Below are 14,963 nucleotides of genomic sequence, written 5' to 3'. Positions count from 1 at the left end.
CAGCAGCGTTTCAGGGAGAGTGGTAGATTGACTGTGCAGCAACCAACGAGGTGACCGGTTCGGCAAAACCAGGTCCTCGCCACTCAACCATTCAACTGATGCGTCAAACGGGGTGTCGATATGCTATCACCTGATACCAAGGTCAAGATACAGAATTTTGGCCGCTTCCTGTCCAACATGGTCATGCCAAATATAGGGGCCTTTATCGCCTGGGGCTTCCTGACCGCACTGTTTATTCCCACCGGCTGGCTGCCCAACGAGACGCTGGCCAAGATGGTGGGGCCCATGATTACCTATCTGTTGCCCCTGCTGATCGGTTTCACTGGCGGTAAGCTGGTGGGTGGTGAGCGCGGCGGCATCGTCGGGGCTGTCACCACCATGGGGGTGATCGTCGGCACCGACATCCCCATGTTCATGGGGGCCATGATTGCAGGTCCGCTGGGTGGTTTGGCTATCAAGCGCTTTGACCGTGCCATCGACGGCAAGGTGAAATCCGGTTTCGAGATGCTGGTGAACAACTTCTCCGCCGGTATTTTGGGCATGTTGCTGGCCATAGTGGCCTTCTACCTTATCGGCCCCTTCGTCAAGGTCCTGTCTACTCTGTTGGCCGGCGGTGTTGGCATCCTGGTGGACAATCACCTGCTGCCGCTGACCTCCATCTTCGTCGAACCGGCCAAGATCCTGTTCCTCAACAACGCCATCAACCACGGCATCTTCTCACCCCTGGGTATTCAGCAGGCCACCGATCATGGCAAGTCTCTGTTCTTCCTGATTGAAGCCAACCCGGGCCCGGGCCTCGGCGTGTTGCTGGCTTACATGATGTTCGGTCGTGGCAATGCCAAGCAGTCCGCCGCCGGTGCCTCCATCATCCACTTCCTGGGGGGGATCCATGAAATTTACTTCCCCTACGTGCTGATGAACCCGCGCCTGATCCTGGCGGTGATCGCCGGGGGCATGACGGGTGTGTTCACGCTGACGGTGTTCGATGCCGGCCTCGTTTCTCCTGCATCACCCGGCTCCATCTTCGCCGTGCTGCTGATGACGCCCAAGTCTTCCCTGATGGGGGTGCTGGCTTCCATCTTCGCGGCAACCTGTGTTTCCTTCGTCGTAGCGTCCATCTTTGTCCGCGCTCATAAGCCGGCGGAGCACCATAGCGACGATCTGGATGATGCCACGCGCAAGATGAAGGAGATGAAAGCCAGCTCCAAGGGGCAAGGTGGTGCAGTTCCTGCTGACATGAGCGCCATCAAGCGCATCATTGTAGCTTGTGACGCCGGCATGGGCTCCAGTGCCATGGGTGCCAGCATGTTGCGTAAGAAAGTGCAGGATGCCGGTCTGCCTATCGAGGTGACGAACCTGGCTATCAACAACCTGGACGAGTCGGCCGATCTGGTGATTACTCACCGGGATCTGACGGACCGTGCACGTCGCCACGCGCCTCATGCCCGCCATATTTCCCTGAGCAACTTCCTGGATAATGCCTTGTATCAGAATCTGGTCCAGGAGTTGGCAGCTGCCAATGACAGCCAGGCCTCAGCTCCGGCACCACAGGCCGTCTCTGCTGTGCCTGATACCCACCTGTTTCAGCTGGAGCCAAGTAATATTCGTCTCGGTCTCAAGGCGGATGACAAGGAGACAGCCATTCGTTTGGCCGGACAGATGCTGGTAGACGGCGGGTTTGTTGAGCCGGGTTATGTCGATGCCATGCTGGCGCGGGAACAACTGGTGTCCACCTATTTGGGTGAGTCCATCGCCGTGCCCCACGGCACCATCGATGCCAAGGACAAGGTGAAGCGGACGGGTATCGTCGTTTGCCAATACCCGGAAGGGGTTCGTTTTGGTGAAGAGGAAGACATGGTCGCCCGCTTGGTCATCGGCATCGCTGCCCGCAATGATGAGCATATCCATGTGATCAGCAATCTCACCAATGCGCTTGATGATCCTCAGATCATTGAGCAGTTGGCCACCACCCAGGATCTGCACTTCGTCCTTGATCTTCTCAGCGGCAAGCGTGCCGCGTGATCCTCAGGCCTGGTGCTTTGCACCAGGCCCTCTTCTTTTTTTATGGAGTCATATATGAGAGCCTTACATTTTGGTGCCGGCAATATTGGTCGTGGATTCATCGGAAAGCTGCTGGCCGAGTCAGGCGCTGAATTGGTATTTGCCGATGCAAACAAGTCCTTGGTCGATATGCTGAACCAGGCCAAGGAGTATCGGGTCAATGTGGTAGGTGAGGAGCACCAGGTGGATGTGATCGCCGGGATCCGTGCCGTTGATGCCACCAGCCCGGCTGTTGTTGATGAAATCCGTCAAGCCGATCTCATTACCACAGCCGTAGGTCCCCAGGTGCTGGAAAAGATTGCCGGAACCCTGGCCAAGGGTCTGCAACTGCGTTTTGAGCAAGGGGATGAACGCCCGATGAATATCATTGCCTGCGAGAACATGGTGCGAGGGACTTCTCAGCTGAAGGGGTTTGTCCTGCAACATCTGCCGGACAGTTATCATGCCAAGCTTGAGCAGTGCGTCGGCTTTGTTGATTCAGCTGTGGATCGCATCGTACCTCCTGCGGCAACAAAAGATGATCCTTTGGAAGTGACGGTAGAAAGCTTTAGCGAATGGATTGTGGATCAAACCCAGTTTAAAGGGGATATCCCCAAGATGGCTGGCATGGAATTGACCGATAACCTGATTGCCTTTGTGGAGCGCAAGCTGTTCACCCTCAACACAGGGCATATCGTCACCGCCTACCTGGGCAACCTGGCGGGTTACCAGACCATACGTGAGGCCATCGGCGATCTCCAGATCCGTCAGACTGTGAAGCGGGCCATGGAGCAAAGCGGCGAGGTGCTGGTGCGGCGCTATGGCTTCGATCGTCAGCTGCACGGCGCCTACATCGAGAAGATCCTGGGGCGCTTCGCCAACCCCTACCTGGTGGATGAGATCGAACGGGTTGGTCGCCAGCCGTTGCGTAAACTCGGGCCGCAGGATCGTCTGACCAAACCGTTGCTAGGCACCCTTGAGTACAATCTTCCGAATGATGCCCTGCTGGAGGGGATGGCTGCCGCGCTTTGCTATCGTAATGCTGCGGATCCCCAGGCGGTGGAGCTGCAGGGCTGGATTGCCGAGTTCGGCGTGCTGGAGGCCTTGTGCCGGGCCACTGGCCTGGCGGCCGACAGCGCCGAAGCAGCCAAGATAGTGCAGCGCTATCAGGCCCTAAGCGGTCAGGTTCCGGCCTAAAGTCCCGGGCTAGGCATTGCCGCAGCGTAGCCCATCAACCACGTAATCTATCGATGACTGACGTAACGAAAGAAGACGAAGTTCTGGAGCGATTGGCGGCGCTAACGCATCCCAGAGGCTTCTTTATGGAAACGGTGGCTGTCATCACCGATGGGGTGGAGCACCTGATCCGGTCCGCCTTCCGCCAGGATGACTATGCGGTGAAGTATGCCATCGAGCCGCTGCTCAACCGTCAGGGACCCTTGTCCGAGTTACCGGTACGGCTCAAGTTGTTGCTGGGGCTGGGGATGATCTCCCTCAGCACCTATCAGGATCTGGAGCTGTTTATCCGGCTGCAGGACTGGCTGTGCGAGAGTCGTCAGGATTATCGGTTTGCCGATCCGGCGCTGCTGGCGCGCCTGCAGGAGCTACATGGCCTGCCGCCGTTGGGCCTGCCCGAGCTGCCAGGCTCGACCGCCGCCGATCCCCTGCTGCTGGCCATGCAGCAGGAGCGTCAGGATCAGATGGTGCGCTCCAGCCTGTTGTTGTGTGTATCCGCTTTGGTATTGGAGTTGGCCAAGGAGAGTCCCATCTAGCCATTGGCCCGCTAAAAGACCAGGAGCCGCCATCCGAGGATGTCGGCTCCTTTTTTTATCGGGCTGTGTTGCGGTGGAGCCGGTCAGTGACGACTCACCAGCAGGCCGGCGGCCACCTGATCCGCCACGGCATCACCCTGCAAGGCGGCTACGGCAGCCAGGCCAAACTGCATGGCGGTACCGGGCCCTTTGCTGGTGATGAGCTTGTTGGCTTCATCCACCACCACGGCCTGATCCCGATAGGCAGCGCCCAGTGCGCCTTCGGTACCCGGATAGCCGGTGACCTGGGCGCTGCCGATGAGGTCGTGATGAGCCAGCACCAGGGCGGGGGCGGCACAGATGGCGGCCCGCCAGGCCCTGCGCTGGGCCTGGGCCTTGAGCAGATCGATGAGCAAGGGAGTATCTCGGAGGTGTTCGGCGCCGGGCAGGCCGCCGGGCAGCAGGATGAGATCGAAAGGCTGATCCGCCACATCCCTCAGCGGGCAGTCGGCCACCAGCTGCACGCCGCGAGAGGCGCGGATCTGCAGCTGGCCATCCGGGCAGACCGAGGCCACCGTCACCTTGACGCCGCCCCGCACCAGTACGTCTATGCTGGTGACCGCTTCGAGTTCTTCACATCCGGGGGCGAGGACCACCAGGGCCTGTTTACTCATGGCTGTTCTCCTTGGCTTTGATCTTGTCGTAGAGGGCTTGGTGGGTGGGCAGGCTCAGATCCAGGCGTCGGGCCTCCGCCAGCAGGAAACCTGTCATGGCGTCGATCTCGCTGGGGCGGCCCCGGGCCAGATCCTGGTGCATGGAGGAGTAATTGCTGGCGGTGAGGCTGGCCACCTGCAGCACCTTGTCCACCCAGTATTTTTCCGGCGCGCTGAAGCCCAGCTGGGCCAGCAGGGGCAGCAGTTCCCGGCACAGGGCCTGGATGTCGGCCTGGAAGGCAATCAGCTCGCCGTTAGGAATGTTATGGAGGGCGGTGAGGGGGTTGATCACCGCATTGATCACCAGCTTGGTCCACTGCTGGCGATGGATCTGCTCGCTCCAGGCAGCATGGGGCAGGGCCTGGGCCAGCAGATCCACCAGCCCACGGCACCGCTCTGCCGCCGGGTTGGCAGCGCCGATCCAGGTCTCGCCTGGGCCGGTATGGCGGATATGCTCCGGCGCCACCAGCAGGGCGCCATTGCTGGTGATGCCGATGAGCAGCGGGTTGTCGGGGAAGTGTGCCTTCACCCAGGCCTCGGTACCCATGCCGTTATGCAGCAACAGTATGGGGGTATGGGTGGGCAGCCGGTTGATCAGGGGCGTCAGGGCCGGGGCCACCTGATAGGCCTTGGTGGTGACCAGCAGCAGGCTGATGTTGTCGGCATCCTTGGGCAGCAGGAAGTCGGGCTCCACCTGGTGGATCTGACCGTCCAGATCCTCGAAGCGCAGTATGATGGGCAGGGTCACCTGCTCCTGGTCGGTACGCAGCAGGCTGACCTGGTGACCGGCGCGGGACAGCAGCCCGGCCATCATGCCGCCGATGGCGCCACACCCCAAAATGGTCCAATTGCGTAAGCTTTCCATGGTGACCTCGTTTCTCCCCTGGCGCTCGGCGCGGCGCCCTGTCTGTCCCCCAGACCATAATGGATCTGCTGCCGGGATGCCATGGCGGACGCTGCGCCAGACTTCGGACTGTGACCGCTTTATGCTAGATTAGCCGCCAACCTATAAAACCGACAGGATAAGGAAAATGCCCTCTTTCGATATCGTTTCCGAAGTTGCCATGAACGAAGTGCAGAACGCGGTGGACAATGCCAATCGCGAGCTGCAGACCCGCTTCGACTTCCGCGGCGTGGAGGCCTCCTTCGAGTTGACCAAGGAGGAGATCAAGCTGGCGGCCGATGCGGATTTTCAGCTCAAGCAGATGCTGGACATACTGCGGGACAAGCTGATCAAGCGCAATCTAGAGGCGTCCTGCCTGGAGGCCGGCGAGCCGGAGCATTCCGGTCGTCGTTACTTCCAGACGCTGTCCATCCGGCAGGGCATCGACAAGGAGATGGCCAAGAAGCTGGTGAAGCTGATCAAGGACTCCAAGGCCAAGGTGCAGGCCGCCATCCAGGGGGATGAGGTGCGGGTCACCGGCAAGAAGCGCGACGATCTGCAGGAGGTCATCGCCCTGATCCGCGGTGCCGAGCTGGGGCAGCCGTTTCAGTTCACCAACTTCCGCGACTAAGCCTGTCGTCAAAAAAAAACCGGAGCCAGGGCTCTAATGCCGATCAGTTAAGGATCCATTGACCGATCCTCAGGCTGTGTAAAAATCCGAAACTCCTTGTTGGGTTTCGGATTTTTTATGCGCATCGACCAAGCTCTCGACTTCATTCACGCCTGTCCTCCCGGAAAATTTGAGTCCCTGTCTGACCTGCTGTCACCTGAACTGGTGCAGGCCTGCCTGGCCAAGACAGGCTCGGTCTCCCTGCGTCGACGGCGCATGCCCATGGAGCGGGTGCTGTGGGCCATTATCGGTATGTCCTTGTTTCGTCACGTCCCCATGACCCAATTGGCCAACCAGCTCGATATCCTGTTACCCGGCGACCGGCCATTCGTCGTTCCCAGTGCCTTCATCCAGGCGCGCCAAAAACTGGCTGACCGAGCCGTTCAACAGGTGTTCCAGCAGACCGCTACGCTCTGGCATCAGCAGTGTCAGCACCCAACCTGGGCCGGCTTGCAGCTGCTGGCCGTCGATGGGGTGGTCTGGCGCACCCCCGATACCCAGGACAATGCCGGTGCCTTTGCCAAGTCGAAAACCGGCCAGGGCGAGACGCAGTATCCCCAGGTACGCATGCTGTGTCAGATGGAGCTGACCAGTCACCTGCTGACTCAGACCGTGATGGACTCCTGTGCGGTGAACGAGATGGTGCTGGCAGAGCAACTCATTGAAAAAACACCCGATAACAGCCTGACCCTGTTCGATAAGGGCTTCTACTCACTGGGATTGCTACACGCCTGGCAATGCCAGGGCGTGGCGCGTCACTGGCTTATTCCGCTGAAAAAGGGCACGCAATACGAGGTCATCCGCAAGCTGGGGCGGCAGGATGCGCTGGTACGGCTCACCGCCAGTCCGCAGGCTAAGAAGAAGTGGAGCGAGTTACCGGAGCAGCTCGAAGCCCGGCTGCTGACCCGGACGGTGAATGGCAAGGAGCGCCAGGTGCTGACGTCGCTAACCGACCCGATGCGCTTCCCGGCCAGCGAGTTGATGGAGCTATACCAGAATCGCTGGGAAATCGAGCTGGGCTATCGGGAGATGAAACAGAGCCTGCAACAGCACAGGCTGACGCTGCGCAGCAAGAAACCCGATGGAGTAAGGCAGGAGCTATGGGGCTTGGTATTGGCCTATAACCTGCTGAGATATCAGATGGTTAGAATGGCGGCGAGCTTAAAAGGCTATACGGCCAGCCAGCTGAGCTTTCACATGGCATCGGTGTATCTGCTGCATGAGCTCAGTTGCCTGCCGTTCGTATCACCGGGGAATATTCCAGCCCGCGTCGCCGACATGGACAAACAGGCGGAGCAGTTCAAGTTACCTGCCCGCCGAGAACGAAGTTATCCCAGGTGTGTCAAAGCCAAACCACAGAAGTATGCGACGAGAAAACCTAGTAAAAACAATGCCAGTCAGGCTTAACTGACTGGCATTAGAGCCAGGGCTCCGGTTTTTCGTTGCGCGATAAGCGCTTAGAACTTGTAGGTCACGTCGAAGTAGTGACCGAAACCCGTGGTCTTCAGGCCGTAGATGCCGTTTTGCAGACCATAGATGTCGTTGAAGTACTTCAGACCGTAGCCCACCGCGAAGCGGTCGGAGTGCCAGTAGATACCGTTGAACATGTCGCTGCCGTCGGTGGAGCTGTCCTTGGCGTCGAACATGTAGTCCAGGTAACCCTGGTAGGCCACGAAGGTGCCGTTTGAGAAGGTATAGAAGGGCTTGAACCAGTTCATGGAGATCTGATAGCCGTTCCAGCCGGTGGTGTTGCCGCCACCGCCTTCGTTCACGTGACGGGCGTACAGGTTGGCGCCGACTGTGCCCAGCCAGGGCACATCCACGTCGGAGCCCAGACCGATGAAGGTCTCGAACAGGCCGTCCGGACCACCGATGCTGTTCAGGTTGGCGATGTACACTTCCTGCACCGGACCGAAGGAGAGATCCTTGCCGGTCAGGGCGTCCAGGGACAGACGGGGGGCGAACTTCATGTACAGGTTGTCGCCGTGATGCTTGTCGTCGTGACGATCGTTCAGCACGTCGAACACGTCAACGTAGCCGTACAGTTGCCACATGCCGGAGCGGCCACCGAATTCCATTTCGAAATAGGTGTCGTTGTAACCACCTTCGGAACGGGTGTAGGGCAGCTGATCGATGGTATGCATCAGGTTGAACTGCATCCACTTGTAGTCATTCTTGTGCAGATCGTCGCTGTAGTCGGCGGCATAGCTGGTGGTGGAGCAGGCAGCAGTCAAGACTGCAGCAGCCCACGCAGATTTGATGAAATTGGCCATGATGTCTCTCTTTTATTCGTTTTGTTGGATTCCGTAGCACCCTGTTCAGGAGCTGTTCAGGGCGAGGGAATTTTATGCGTGATCCGGGTCTCAGAGAAGCAAAAATGTGACAGAAATTCGTTTGCGTGCTGCTTTTTTCAACATCCGGAACGAAGCTGGGATTCATTGGGCGACTTTTTGCTCAAACGATTTCCGCGCCGGCCCGGGGCGGGTCATGGTGCCCCCGGCGGCTTTGGGATAAGGTAGCGGCTTTTGGCCCTCTAGAGCCCGATCCTATGCCGACCTCTTCTTCTGCGTGCTCCCGCTGGCTGGGCCCGCTGCAGCCCCTGTGCAATCGGCGCATGCTGATCTGTGTGTTTACCGGCTTTAGCTCCGGCCTGCCCCTCTACCTGCTCATCAACCTGGTGCCGGCCTGGTTGAAGAGTGAGGGGGTGGATCTGGCGCTCATCGGCCTCTTCTCCATCATCCAGTTCCCCTACACCTGGAAGTTCCTCTGGTCCCCCTTGATGGATCGCTGGTCCGTGCTGGGCATGGGACGGCGCCGGGGTTGGATGCTGCTGAGCCAGCTGTTGCTCATGGGGGGGATCGCCCTGCTGGGGCTGATAGTGCCCGACGAGGGGCCCTCCCTGCGGCTCATCGCCCTGCTGGCCGGGGCCGTGGCCCTGTTCAGCGCCAGTCAGGACATAGTGCTGGATGCCTATCGGCGGGAGATCCTCACCGATGAGGAGCTGGGCCTGGGCACGGCGGTGCACGTCAACGCCTACCGCATCGCCGGCCTGGTGCCGGGGGCCGTCTCCCTGATCCTGGCGGATCACCTGCCCTGGGCGCTGGTCTTCGCCCTGACCGCCCTGTTTATGCTGCCGGGCATCGCCCTGACGTTGCTGGTGAAGGAGCCGCAGCTGGCCCGGGTGCCCCAGACGCTGCGCCAGGCGGTGGTGGAGCCGTTTCACGAATTCATCAGCCGGCAGGGCTGGAGCAATGCCTTGTATATCCTTGGGTTTATCTTTCTGTACAAGCTGGGGGACAGCATGGCCACCGCCCTGGCGACCCCCTTCTACCTCGATCTGGGCTACAGCAAGACCATGATCGGCCTGGTGGCCAAGAACGCCGGCCTCTGGCCTTGCGTCATCGGCGCCATGCTGGGGGGGCTGTGGATGGTGAAGCTGGGCATCAACCGGGCCTTGTGGCTGTTTGGCCTGGTGCAGCTGCTGACCATACTGGGCTTCGCCTGGCTGGCGAGCGAGCCGCCCAGCGCCTATGCCCTGGGACTGGTGATCGGCGCCGAGGCCCTGGGGGTGGGCCTGGGCACGGCGGCCTTCACCGCCTTCATCGCCCGCACCACGGATCCGCGCTACACCGCCACCCAGTTTGCCCTGTTCACCAGCCTGGCGGCGGTGCCCCGCACCTTCTTCAACGCCAGCACCGGCTACCTGGCCGAATCCCTGGGCTGGCAACCCTTCTTCTTGCTCTGCACCCTGTTGGCGGTGCCGGGCATGCTGCTGTTGTTCAAGGTGGCCCCCTGGCAGGGGGCGTCGCCTGAGCGTCCTGCGCCATAAATGACACAGGCGCCCGGGGGCGCCTGTATCTGATCTGCTGCAGGGTGGCGGGCCGCCTTAGGGCACGACGGTCACCGACTTGAGTACCACGGGATCCTGCGGCACATCGTTGGCCCCCAGCTTGGCGTTGTAGCCTGTGGGGTGGGCGGCGATGGCATCCAGCACCGGCAGCCCTTCTATCACCTTGCCAAATACCGCGTAGCCCCATTGGCTACCGCCATCCAGCCGGGTGTTATCCACCAGGTTGAAGAAGAATTGGCGGGTGGCGCTGTGGGGCGCCGCGGTGCGGGCCATGGCCAGGGTGCCCCTGAGGTTGGACAGGCCATTCTTCGATTCGTTACTGATGGGGGCCAGGTTGGGCAGGGGGCTGCCATCTTCCCGATAGCCGCCGCCTTGCACCACGAAGCCCTTGATCACCCGGTGGAACAGGCTGTCGTTGTAGCTGCCGTCCTGCACATAGTGCAGGAAATTGCCGACGGTCACGGGGGCCAGTTCGTCTTCCAGTTCCACCAGGATGCGGCCCTCGCTGGTGTCAAAGGCCACCTTGGTGCCGGCCCAGGTCAGGGAGGGCAGGCACAAGAGCAAGGCGAGTATTAGGCTGTTTTTCATGATTACCCCTTGATGAAGCTACGGATTTCCTGGTCGGTCAGCACCTGATCAAGCAGGGCAGCCAGCTGTTGGTTGAGGGTCTTCTCCAGGCCGGGTACGTCCGGGCGGGTGGCGCTATCCTCCGAACTGTTCTTGCCGAAGGACTTGCCCAGATAGAGGCCATTATGCCGCAGTTCCAGCTTGATCTGCAGCTGGGTCCGGGTCTTGTACAGCAGACCAGGTTTGGTGACCTGGGCCTCCAGGGCGTTGATGATGAGGGTCATCTCCGGGCTGTCCATGCCCCCCTGACTCAGGCCCTGCTTGGCAAAACCCTGCTCCAGCTTCTGGCGCAGCAGCTCGGCCGGCGCCACCTGATTGGGGACCCGGACTTCCGGTTCGCCGTCTAACTTGATGGTGATCACCTGGCTGGCCAGCCGCTTGTCCTGGGCTTGCAGACTCAGGCTCTGGCCCTGATAGAGGCCGGCCGCTTGTTGGGCCACCTGGGGGTTGAGGCTTGCCTGCTCCGGCCAACTGGCGGCACAGCCACCCAACAGCAGGGACAGCACCAATAATGCAGATGCACGCATAACGACTCCTTTAAGGTTTGATGGCACGTAACAGAACAAATTTGGGTTGGCTGGCCACGGTCTCGACCTGGCCAAATTGCCGCTTCAGCCTGTGGTGATACCCCAGGTGGCGGTTGCCGATCAACCACAACTCGCCGCCTTTGGCTAGGCTGCGGTGGGCGTCCCGGATCATCTGCTCGGCGATGTGATCCGTGATGGCCTGTTGCTGGTGGAACGGCGGGTTGCACAGCACTGTGGCCAGGCTGCCAGGGGCGACGCCCGCCAGACAGTTGCCCAGTCGGAACTGGCAGCGTGCCAGATCCTGGGGGCGATTGGCCGTGACGTTTTCCCGGGCCGACGCCAGGGCCATGTGGGACTCATCGACGAACAACAGCTCGGCCTCGGGGTTGCGGGCCAGGGCCATGAGCCCCAAGACGCCGTTGCCACAGCCCAGATCGGCGATGGTGCCCAGGCGGTTGCCCGGCAGATGGGCCAGGAAGAAGCGCGCGCCGATATCCAGACTGCCGCGGGAGAAGACGTTGGCATGGTTGAGGATGCGGTAATCCGTCTCCTCCAGCGGCCAGACGGTGGGGTAGGGGGCGGCCTGGGGGGCCAGGGCCGGATCCAACTCACAATGGATGAGGCGGGCCTTCTTCCAGGCCAGGCTGGTGTGGGTGGGGCCCAGATAGCGCTCGAACAGCGCCAGGGTAGAACTATGGATATCCCGTGCCTTGGCGGCGGCCAGGATCCGGGTTTGGGGGGTGACCACGGTGCGCAGGGCGGCCAACTGGTGCTCCAGCAGGGCCAGGGTCTTGGGGATCTTGATCAGCACACAGGCCGGTGCGGCCGGCAGCGGCGCCAGGCTGTCCTGCTGCTGCAGCTGCTCGGGCGCCAGCCCGTTGGCCTGCCAGTTGCGGCGCGCCGCCTCCTGGGCCAGGAAGGAGTCACTGATGCTCAAGGGGGCCCGTGCGTGCAACCAGCAGCCCAGGGCGCCAAAGCCATCGTTGAAGATCAACAGGGGGCCGGGGGGCGGCGGTGTCTGCGCCAGCACCTGCATCAGGTATTCGTCCGCCGCCTCCCAGGCCTGCAGGCTGGGGTCGCCACCGGGTGGATAACGCTCCAGCCGCCAAGGTTGGCCGGCCAGCTCCATCAGGCTCATATCACTTCCAATCGCTTAAAATAGCGCTATTCTACCCGTCATCCCGGAATACACCAGTGGGAGCCGCATGCTGGCAAACGGGGCAAATACCCTGCGGGACGGCCGCTTATATTGGTATCCCGATTTTCTTGCGCCGGCGGAGGCCGAGACTTGGCAGCAACGGCTGACCGAGCAGATCCCCTGGCGACAGCAGGCCATACGGCTGTTTGGCCGCTGGGTCGACCAGCCCCGCCTGGTGGCCTGGTTTGGCACCCTGGACTATCGTTATTCCGGATTGACCCTGTCGGCCTGTCCGCCGCCGGACTGGCTCAAGCCGCTTTGGCAGGCCTGTGAGCAGCAGGCAGGTCGGCGTTTTAACGGCCTCCTGCTGAACCGCTACCGCGATGGTCAGGATGGCATGGGCTGGCACGCCGATGACGAACCCGAGCTGGGGCGCGATCCTGTGATCGCCTCCTTGAGTCTGGGGCAGACGCGGCGGTTTTTGCTCAAGCATAAGGATGGCGGTGAGCGACTGGCGCTGGCACTGCCGGCCGGCAGTTTGCTGGTGATGGCGGGCGCCTTGCAGCACCATTGGCTGCATGCCCTCCCCAAGACCCGTCGCCCCTGTGCCGAGCGGATCAACCTGACATTCCGTTACCTCTATTCTTCCCCTGCCTAGGAGTGCCTTCATGACAGTGCAGAGTCTCATTCAGCAACGCATACAAACCGAGCTGGCCCCCCAGCACCTGTCGGTGGAAAACGAGAGCCATATGCACAGGAGCGAACCGGGCGCCGAGAGTCATTTCAAGCTGGTGGTGGTGAGCAGTCAGTTCACCGGTCTGCGGCTGCTGGCCCGGCATCAGAAGATCAACGCCTTGCTGGCGGATCTGCTGGCGGGGCCCGTGCATGCCCTGGCGCTGCACACCTATACCCCGGAGGAGTGGCTGGCACGACAGGGGGCGCCCAAGACGCCGTCTTGTGTCAGCAAGGTTGGTATTCGGTAAAAATATTTATCGAATTGTTACCGAGATGACTGACTGATTGTCATGACGACGAGTATTAACTCTTTGATTAACATGGATTCATTATGGTGGATTTGCGCTGTTTGCTTTCTTGTTGATTAGATTAACTAATGTCTGGCTCTGTTGCCATCGCTAGCCCATGCCTGAAATGTGGGCGTAATACAGGGTTTTTTGACTGGGTGAACGTTTTCATCTGATTGAAATAGGCTTAGTTTTTTTGTGATGGCCAGGGCAAAACCTGGTTCCTGACTTGGGAGGGCTCCGCGGAATGATGGTAGGATGGAGCCATGCGTGTTTTGCGGCATGTCGATGATTTGCGGTGTTTTTTTAGCCTAACAGCCGGCGAGTTGTCCGAGATGTCATAGAGGTGCCCCTGGGGGCACCGCGTCTGATCACCTTAACTATTAGTGCTGATGACTATGATTACGATAAAGAAAGGACTCGATCTCCCCATCACGGGAGTTCCTGAGCAAGTAATCTACGATGGCCCGGCCGTTTCCGAGGTGGCGCTTCTGGGGGAAGAGTACCTGGGAATGCGACCCACCATGGCGGTGCAGGTCGGTGATGTGGTCAACAAGGGCCAATTGCTGTTTGAAGACAAGAAAAACCCCGGGGTGCGCTTCACCGCGCCGGCCTCTGGCGTCGTCTCTGCCATCAACCGCGGTGAGCGCCGCGTGTTGCGTTCCCTGGTGATCAAGGTCGATGAGTCCGTGCCGGCCTTGACCTTCCCGCGTCATGCTAGCGACAGCCTGGCGCGTCTTGACGCTGAGGTGGTGCGTGAGCAGTTGCAGGTCTCCGGTCTGTGGACTGCCCTGCGCACCCGCCCGTTTAGCAAGATCCCCGGGGTGAAGGCCGAGCCGACCGCCATCTTCGTCACCGCCATCGATACCCAGCCGCTTTGTGCCGACCCCGCCATTATCATCAATCAGCAGCCGGCGGCATTTCTGGACGGTCTGGCGGTGCTCAGTCGTTTGACCACCGGCAAGGTGTATATCTGTAAGGGCGAGGGCAGTCTACCCCATACCAAGCTGGAGCGGGTGGAGGAGGCGGTGTTTGTCGGGCCGCACCCGGCCGGTCTGGCGGGGACCCATATCCACTTCCTGGAGCCGGTGGGGGCCCACAAGAGTGTCTGGACCGTCAACTACCAGGATGTCATCGCCATCGGTCACCTGTTCGTCAAGGGCGAACTGTATGCCGAACGGGTGGTGGCGCTGGGCGGTCCCAATGTGCTGAAGCCGCGGCTGCTCCGGACCAACCTGGGGGCCAGGGTCAGCGAGGTGCTGGACGGCCAGCTGCGGGCCGATGAGCATCGTGTGCTGTCGGGCTCCGTGCTGACCGGTACCCCTTGCGTGGGGGATCTGGATTTTCTGGGGCGTTACCACCTGCAGATTTCCGTGCTGGGAGAGGGCCGTGACAAAGCGTTGTTGGGCTGGGCCATGCCGGGGGGCGACACCTTTTCCATCACCCGTGCCTTTCTGGGCCACCTGTTCAAGGGCAAGCGCTTCGCCTTCAACACCAGCAGCAATGGCAGCGACCGGGCCATGGTCCCCATCGGCAACTACGAGAAGGTGATGCCCCTGGACATACTGCCGACCCTGCTGTTGCGGGATCTGGTGGTGGGGGACACCGACAGTGCCCAGCAGCTGGGCTGTCTGGAGCTGGATGAAGAAGATCTGGCTCTCTGTTCGTTTGTCTGTCCGGGCAAGACCGAATATGGTCCCTTGTTGCGCCGCTGTCTGACCAAGATTGAACAGGAAGGGTAA

Annotated in this window: 15 protein-coding genes; 9 read left to right on the top strand and 6 right to left on the bottom strand. The window is 60.7% G+C overall.

Annotation, left to right across the window (positions count from 1 at the left end; translation table 11 throughout):
- Window positions 1–120: 120 nt before the first annotated feature.
- From ABHF91_RS13455 to ABHF91_RS13445, 3 genes are read left to right on the top strand one after another with little or no spacing between them, the layout of a single operon-like run.
- Complete coding sequence (locus ABHF91_RS13455; protein WP_409420774.1) at window positions 121–2,022, top strand: PTS mannitol transporter subunit IICBA; 1,902 nt, start codon at window positions 121–123, stop codon at window positions 2,020–2,022.
- Window positions 2,023–2,076: 54 nt separating this feature from the next.
- Window positions 2,077–3,237 carry a mannitol-1-phosphate 5-dehydrogenase gene (locus ABHF91_RS13450; protein WP_409420773.1) on the top strand — a complete coding sequence of 387 codons (1,161 nt, stop codon included), beginning with the start codon at window positions 2,077–2,079 and terminating at the stop codon, window positions 3,235–3,237.
- 53 nt (window positions 3,238–3,290) lie between these two features.
- Window positions 3,291–3,812, top strand: a complete 522-nt coding sequence (locus ABHF91_RS13445; RefSeq protein WP_409420772.1) for an MltR family transcriptional regulator — start codon at window positions 3,291–3,293, stop codon at window positions 3,810–3,812.
- Window positions 3,813–3,895: 83 nt separating this feature from the next.
- Here ABHF91_RS13445 and ABHF91_RS13440 read toward each other — a convergent pair whose 3' ends face one another.
- Both ABHF91_RS13440 and ABHF91_RS13435 read right to left on the bottom strand, forming a co-directional pair.
- Entirely contained in the window at window positions 3,896–4,465 is a 570-nt protein-coding gene (locus ABHF91_RS13440) for a DJ-1 family glyoxalase III (protein ID WP_409420771.1), read from the bottom strand.
- Window positions 4,458–5,369 carry a ketopantoate reductase family protein gene (locus tag ABHF91_RS13435; RefSeq protein ID WP_409420770.1) on the bottom strand — a complete coding sequence of 304 codons (912 nt, stop codon included), beginning with the start codon at window positions 5,367–5,369 and terminating at the stop codon, window positions 4,458–4,460. Before ABHF91_RS13435 ends, ABHF91_RS13440 begins: the two co-directional genes overlap by 8 nt.
- Before the next feature lie 166 nt (window positions 5,370–5,535).
- On the opposite strand from ABHF91_RS13435, the gene ABHF91_RS13430 reads away from it, so the two are divergent.
- Together ABHF91_RS13430 and ABHF91_RS13425 are read left to right on the top strand one after the other, a co-directional pair.
- Window positions 5,536–6,018, top strand: coding sequence for a YajQ family cyclic di-GMP-binding protein (locus tag ABHF91_RS13430; RefSeq protein WP_409420769.1), 483 nt, complete (start codon window positions 5,536–5,538; stop codon window positions 6,016–6,018).
- Window positions 6,019–6,135: 117 nt separating this feature from the next.
- The gene (locus ABHF91_RS13425) at window positions 6,136–7,464 is read left to right on the top strand and encodes an IS4 family transposase (protein ID WP_409420458.1); all 1,329 of its coding nucleotides are present in this window, start codon (window positions 6,136–6,138) and stop codon (window positions 7,462–7,464) included.
- Between the two features lie 50 nt (window positions 7,465–7,514).
- Here ABHF91_RS13425 and ABHF91_RS13420 read toward each other — a convergent pair whose 3' ends face one another.
- Window positions 7,515–8,330 (bottom strand): outer membrane protein OmpK, encoded by an 816-nt coding sequence (locus tag ABHF91_RS13420; protein WP_409420768.1) that lies wholly within the window; start codon window positions 8,328–8,330, stop codon window positions 7,515–7,517.
- 275 nt (window positions 8,331–8,605) lie between these two features.
- Between ABHF91_RS13420 and ABHF91_RS13415 the strand changes: the two genes are divergently transcribed.
- Window positions 8,606–9,886, top strand: a complete 1,281-nt coding sequence (locus tag ABHF91_RS13415; RefSeq protein ID WP_409420767.1) for an AmpG family muropeptide MFS transporter — start codon at window positions 8,606–8,608, stop codon at window positions 9,884–9,886.
- Between the two features lie 57 nt (window positions 9,887–9,943).
- On the opposite strand, the gene ABHF91_RS13410 is transcribed toward ABHF91_RS13415, so the two are convergent.
- Genes ABHF91_RS13410 through ABHF91_RS13400 form a run of 3 tightly spaced genes read right to left on the bottom strand, consistent with a single transcriptional unit; the run spans window position 9,944 to window position 12,199 of the window.
- Window positions 9,944–10,495: a peptidylprolyl isomerase gene (locus ABHF91_RS13410; protein WP_409420766.1), complete on the bottom strand. Its 552-nt coding sequence runs from the start codon at window positions 10,493–10,495 to the stop codon at window positions 9,944–9,946.
- A 2-nt stretch (window positions 10,496–10,497) separates the two neighbouring features.
- Window positions 10,498–11,061: a YajG family lipoprotein gene (locus tag ABHF91_RS13405; RefSeq protein WP_409420765.1), complete on the bottom strand. Its 564-nt coding sequence runs from the start codon at window positions 11,059–11,061 to the stop codon at window positions 10,498–10,500.
- A 10-nt stretch (window positions 11,062–11,071) separates the two neighbouring features.
- Window positions 11,072–12,199, bottom strand: coding sequence for a methyltransferase (locus ABHF91_RS13400; protein ID WP_409420764.1), 1,128 nt, complete (start codon window positions 12,197–12,199; stop codon window positions 11,072–11,074).
- A 67-nt stretch (window positions 12,200–12,266) separates the two neighbouring features.
- Here ABHF91_RS13400 and ABHF91_RS13395 point away from each other — a divergent pair, with 67 nt between their 5' ends.
- From ABHF91_RS13395 to ABHF91_RS13385, 3 genes are all read left to right on the top strand, one after another.
- Complete coding sequence (locus tag ABHF91_RS13395) at window positions 12,267–12,857, top strand: alpha-ketoglutarate-dependent dioxygenase AlkB family protein (RefSeq protein ID WP_409420763.1); 591 nt, start codon at window positions 12,267–12,269, stop codon at window positions 12,855–12,857.
- A gap of 10 nt (window positions 12,858–12,867) precedes the next feature.
- Entirely contained in the window at window positions 12,868–13,182 is a 315-nt protein-coding gene (locus ABHF91_RS13390; protein ID WP_409420762.1) for a BolA family protein, read from the top strand.
- Between the two features lie 437 nt (window positions 13,183–13,619).
- Window positions 13,620–14,963 carry a Na(+)-translocating NADH-quinone reductase subunit A gene (locus ABHF91_RS13385; protein ID WP_409423124.1) on the top strand — a complete coding sequence of 448 codons (1,344 nt, stop codon included), beginning with the start codon at window positions 13,620–13,622 and terminating at the stop codon, window positions 14,961–14,963.

This window comes from Pseudaeromonas aegiceratis (genome assembly GCF_046254905.1).
GTDB classification, from domain to species: Bacteria; Pseudomonadota; Gammaproteobacteria; order Enterobacterales; family Aeromonadaceae; genus Pseudaeromonas; species Pseudaeromonas aegiceratis.
The sequence above is the reverse complement of the archived record's forward strand: the minus strand, read 5'-3'. Positions and strand labels throughout refer to the sequence as shown.

Excerpts from the sequence above, each read along its gene's own strand:
- ABHF91_RS13410 (WP_409420766.1), bottom strand. The coding sequence starts at position 10,495 with ATGAAAAACAGCCTAATACTCGCCTTGCTCTTGTGCCTGCCCTCCCTG.
- ABHF91_RS13435 (WP_409420770.1), bottom strand. The coding sequence starts at position 5,369 with ATGGAAAGCTTACGCAATTGGACCATTTTGGGGTGTGGCGCCATCGGC.
- ABHF91_RS13420 (WP_409420768.1), bottom strand. The coding sequence starts at position 8,330 with ATGGCCAATTTCATCAAATCTGCGTGGGCTGCTGCAGTCTTGACTGCT.
- ABHF91_RS13440 (WP_409420771.1), bottom strand. The coding sequence starts at position 4,465 with ATGAGTAAACAGGCCCTGGTGGTCCTCGCCCCCGGATGTGAAGAACTC.
- ABHF91_RS13445 (WP_409420772.1), top strand. The coding sequence starts at position 3,291 with ATGACTGACGTAACGAAAGAAGACGAAGTTCTGGAGCGATTGGCGGCG.
- ABHF91_RS13415 (WP_409420767.1), top strand. The coding sequence starts at position 8,606 with ATGCCGACCTCTTCTTCTGCGTGCTCCCGCTGGCTGGGCCCGCTGCAG.
- ABHF91_RS13430 (WP_409420769.1), top strand. The coding sequence starts at position 5,536 with ATGCCCTCTTTCGATATCGTTTCCGAAGTTGCCATGAACGAAGTGCAG.
- ABHF91_RS13405 (WP_409420765.1), bottom strand. The coding sequence starts at position 11,061 with ATGCGTGCATCTGCATTATTGGTGCTGTCCCTGCTGTTGGGTGGCTGT.
- ABHF91_RS13390 (WP_409420762.1), top strand. The coding sequence starts at position 12,868 with ATGACAGTGCAGAGTCTCATTCAGCAACGCATACAAACCGAGCTGGCC.
- ABHF91_RS13400 (WP_409420764.1), bottom strand. The coding sequence starts at position 12,199 with ATGAGCCTGATGGAGCTGGCCGGCCAACCTTGGCGGCTGGAGCGTTAT.
- ABHF91_RS13385 (WP_409423124.1), top strand. The coding sequence starts at position 13,620 with ATGATTACGATAAAGAAAGGACTCGATCTCCCCATCACGGGAGTTCCT.
- ABHF91_RS13425 (WP_409420458.1), top strand. The coding sequence starts at position 6,136 with ATGCGCATCGACCAAGCTCTCGACTTCATTCACGCCTGTCCTCCCGGA.
- ABHF91_RS13455 (WP_409420774.1), top strand. The coding sequence starts at position 121 with ATGCTATCACCTGATACCAAGGTCAAGATACAGAATTTTGGCCGCTTC.
- ABHF91_RS13450 (WP_409420773.1), top strand. The coding sequence starts at position 2,077 with ATGAGAGCCTTACATTTTGGTGCCGGCAATATTGGTCGTGGATTCATC.
- ABHF91_RS13395 (WP_409420763.1), top strand. The coding sequence starts at position 12,267 with ATGCTGGCAAACGGGGCAAATACCCTGCGGGACGGCCGCTTATATTGG.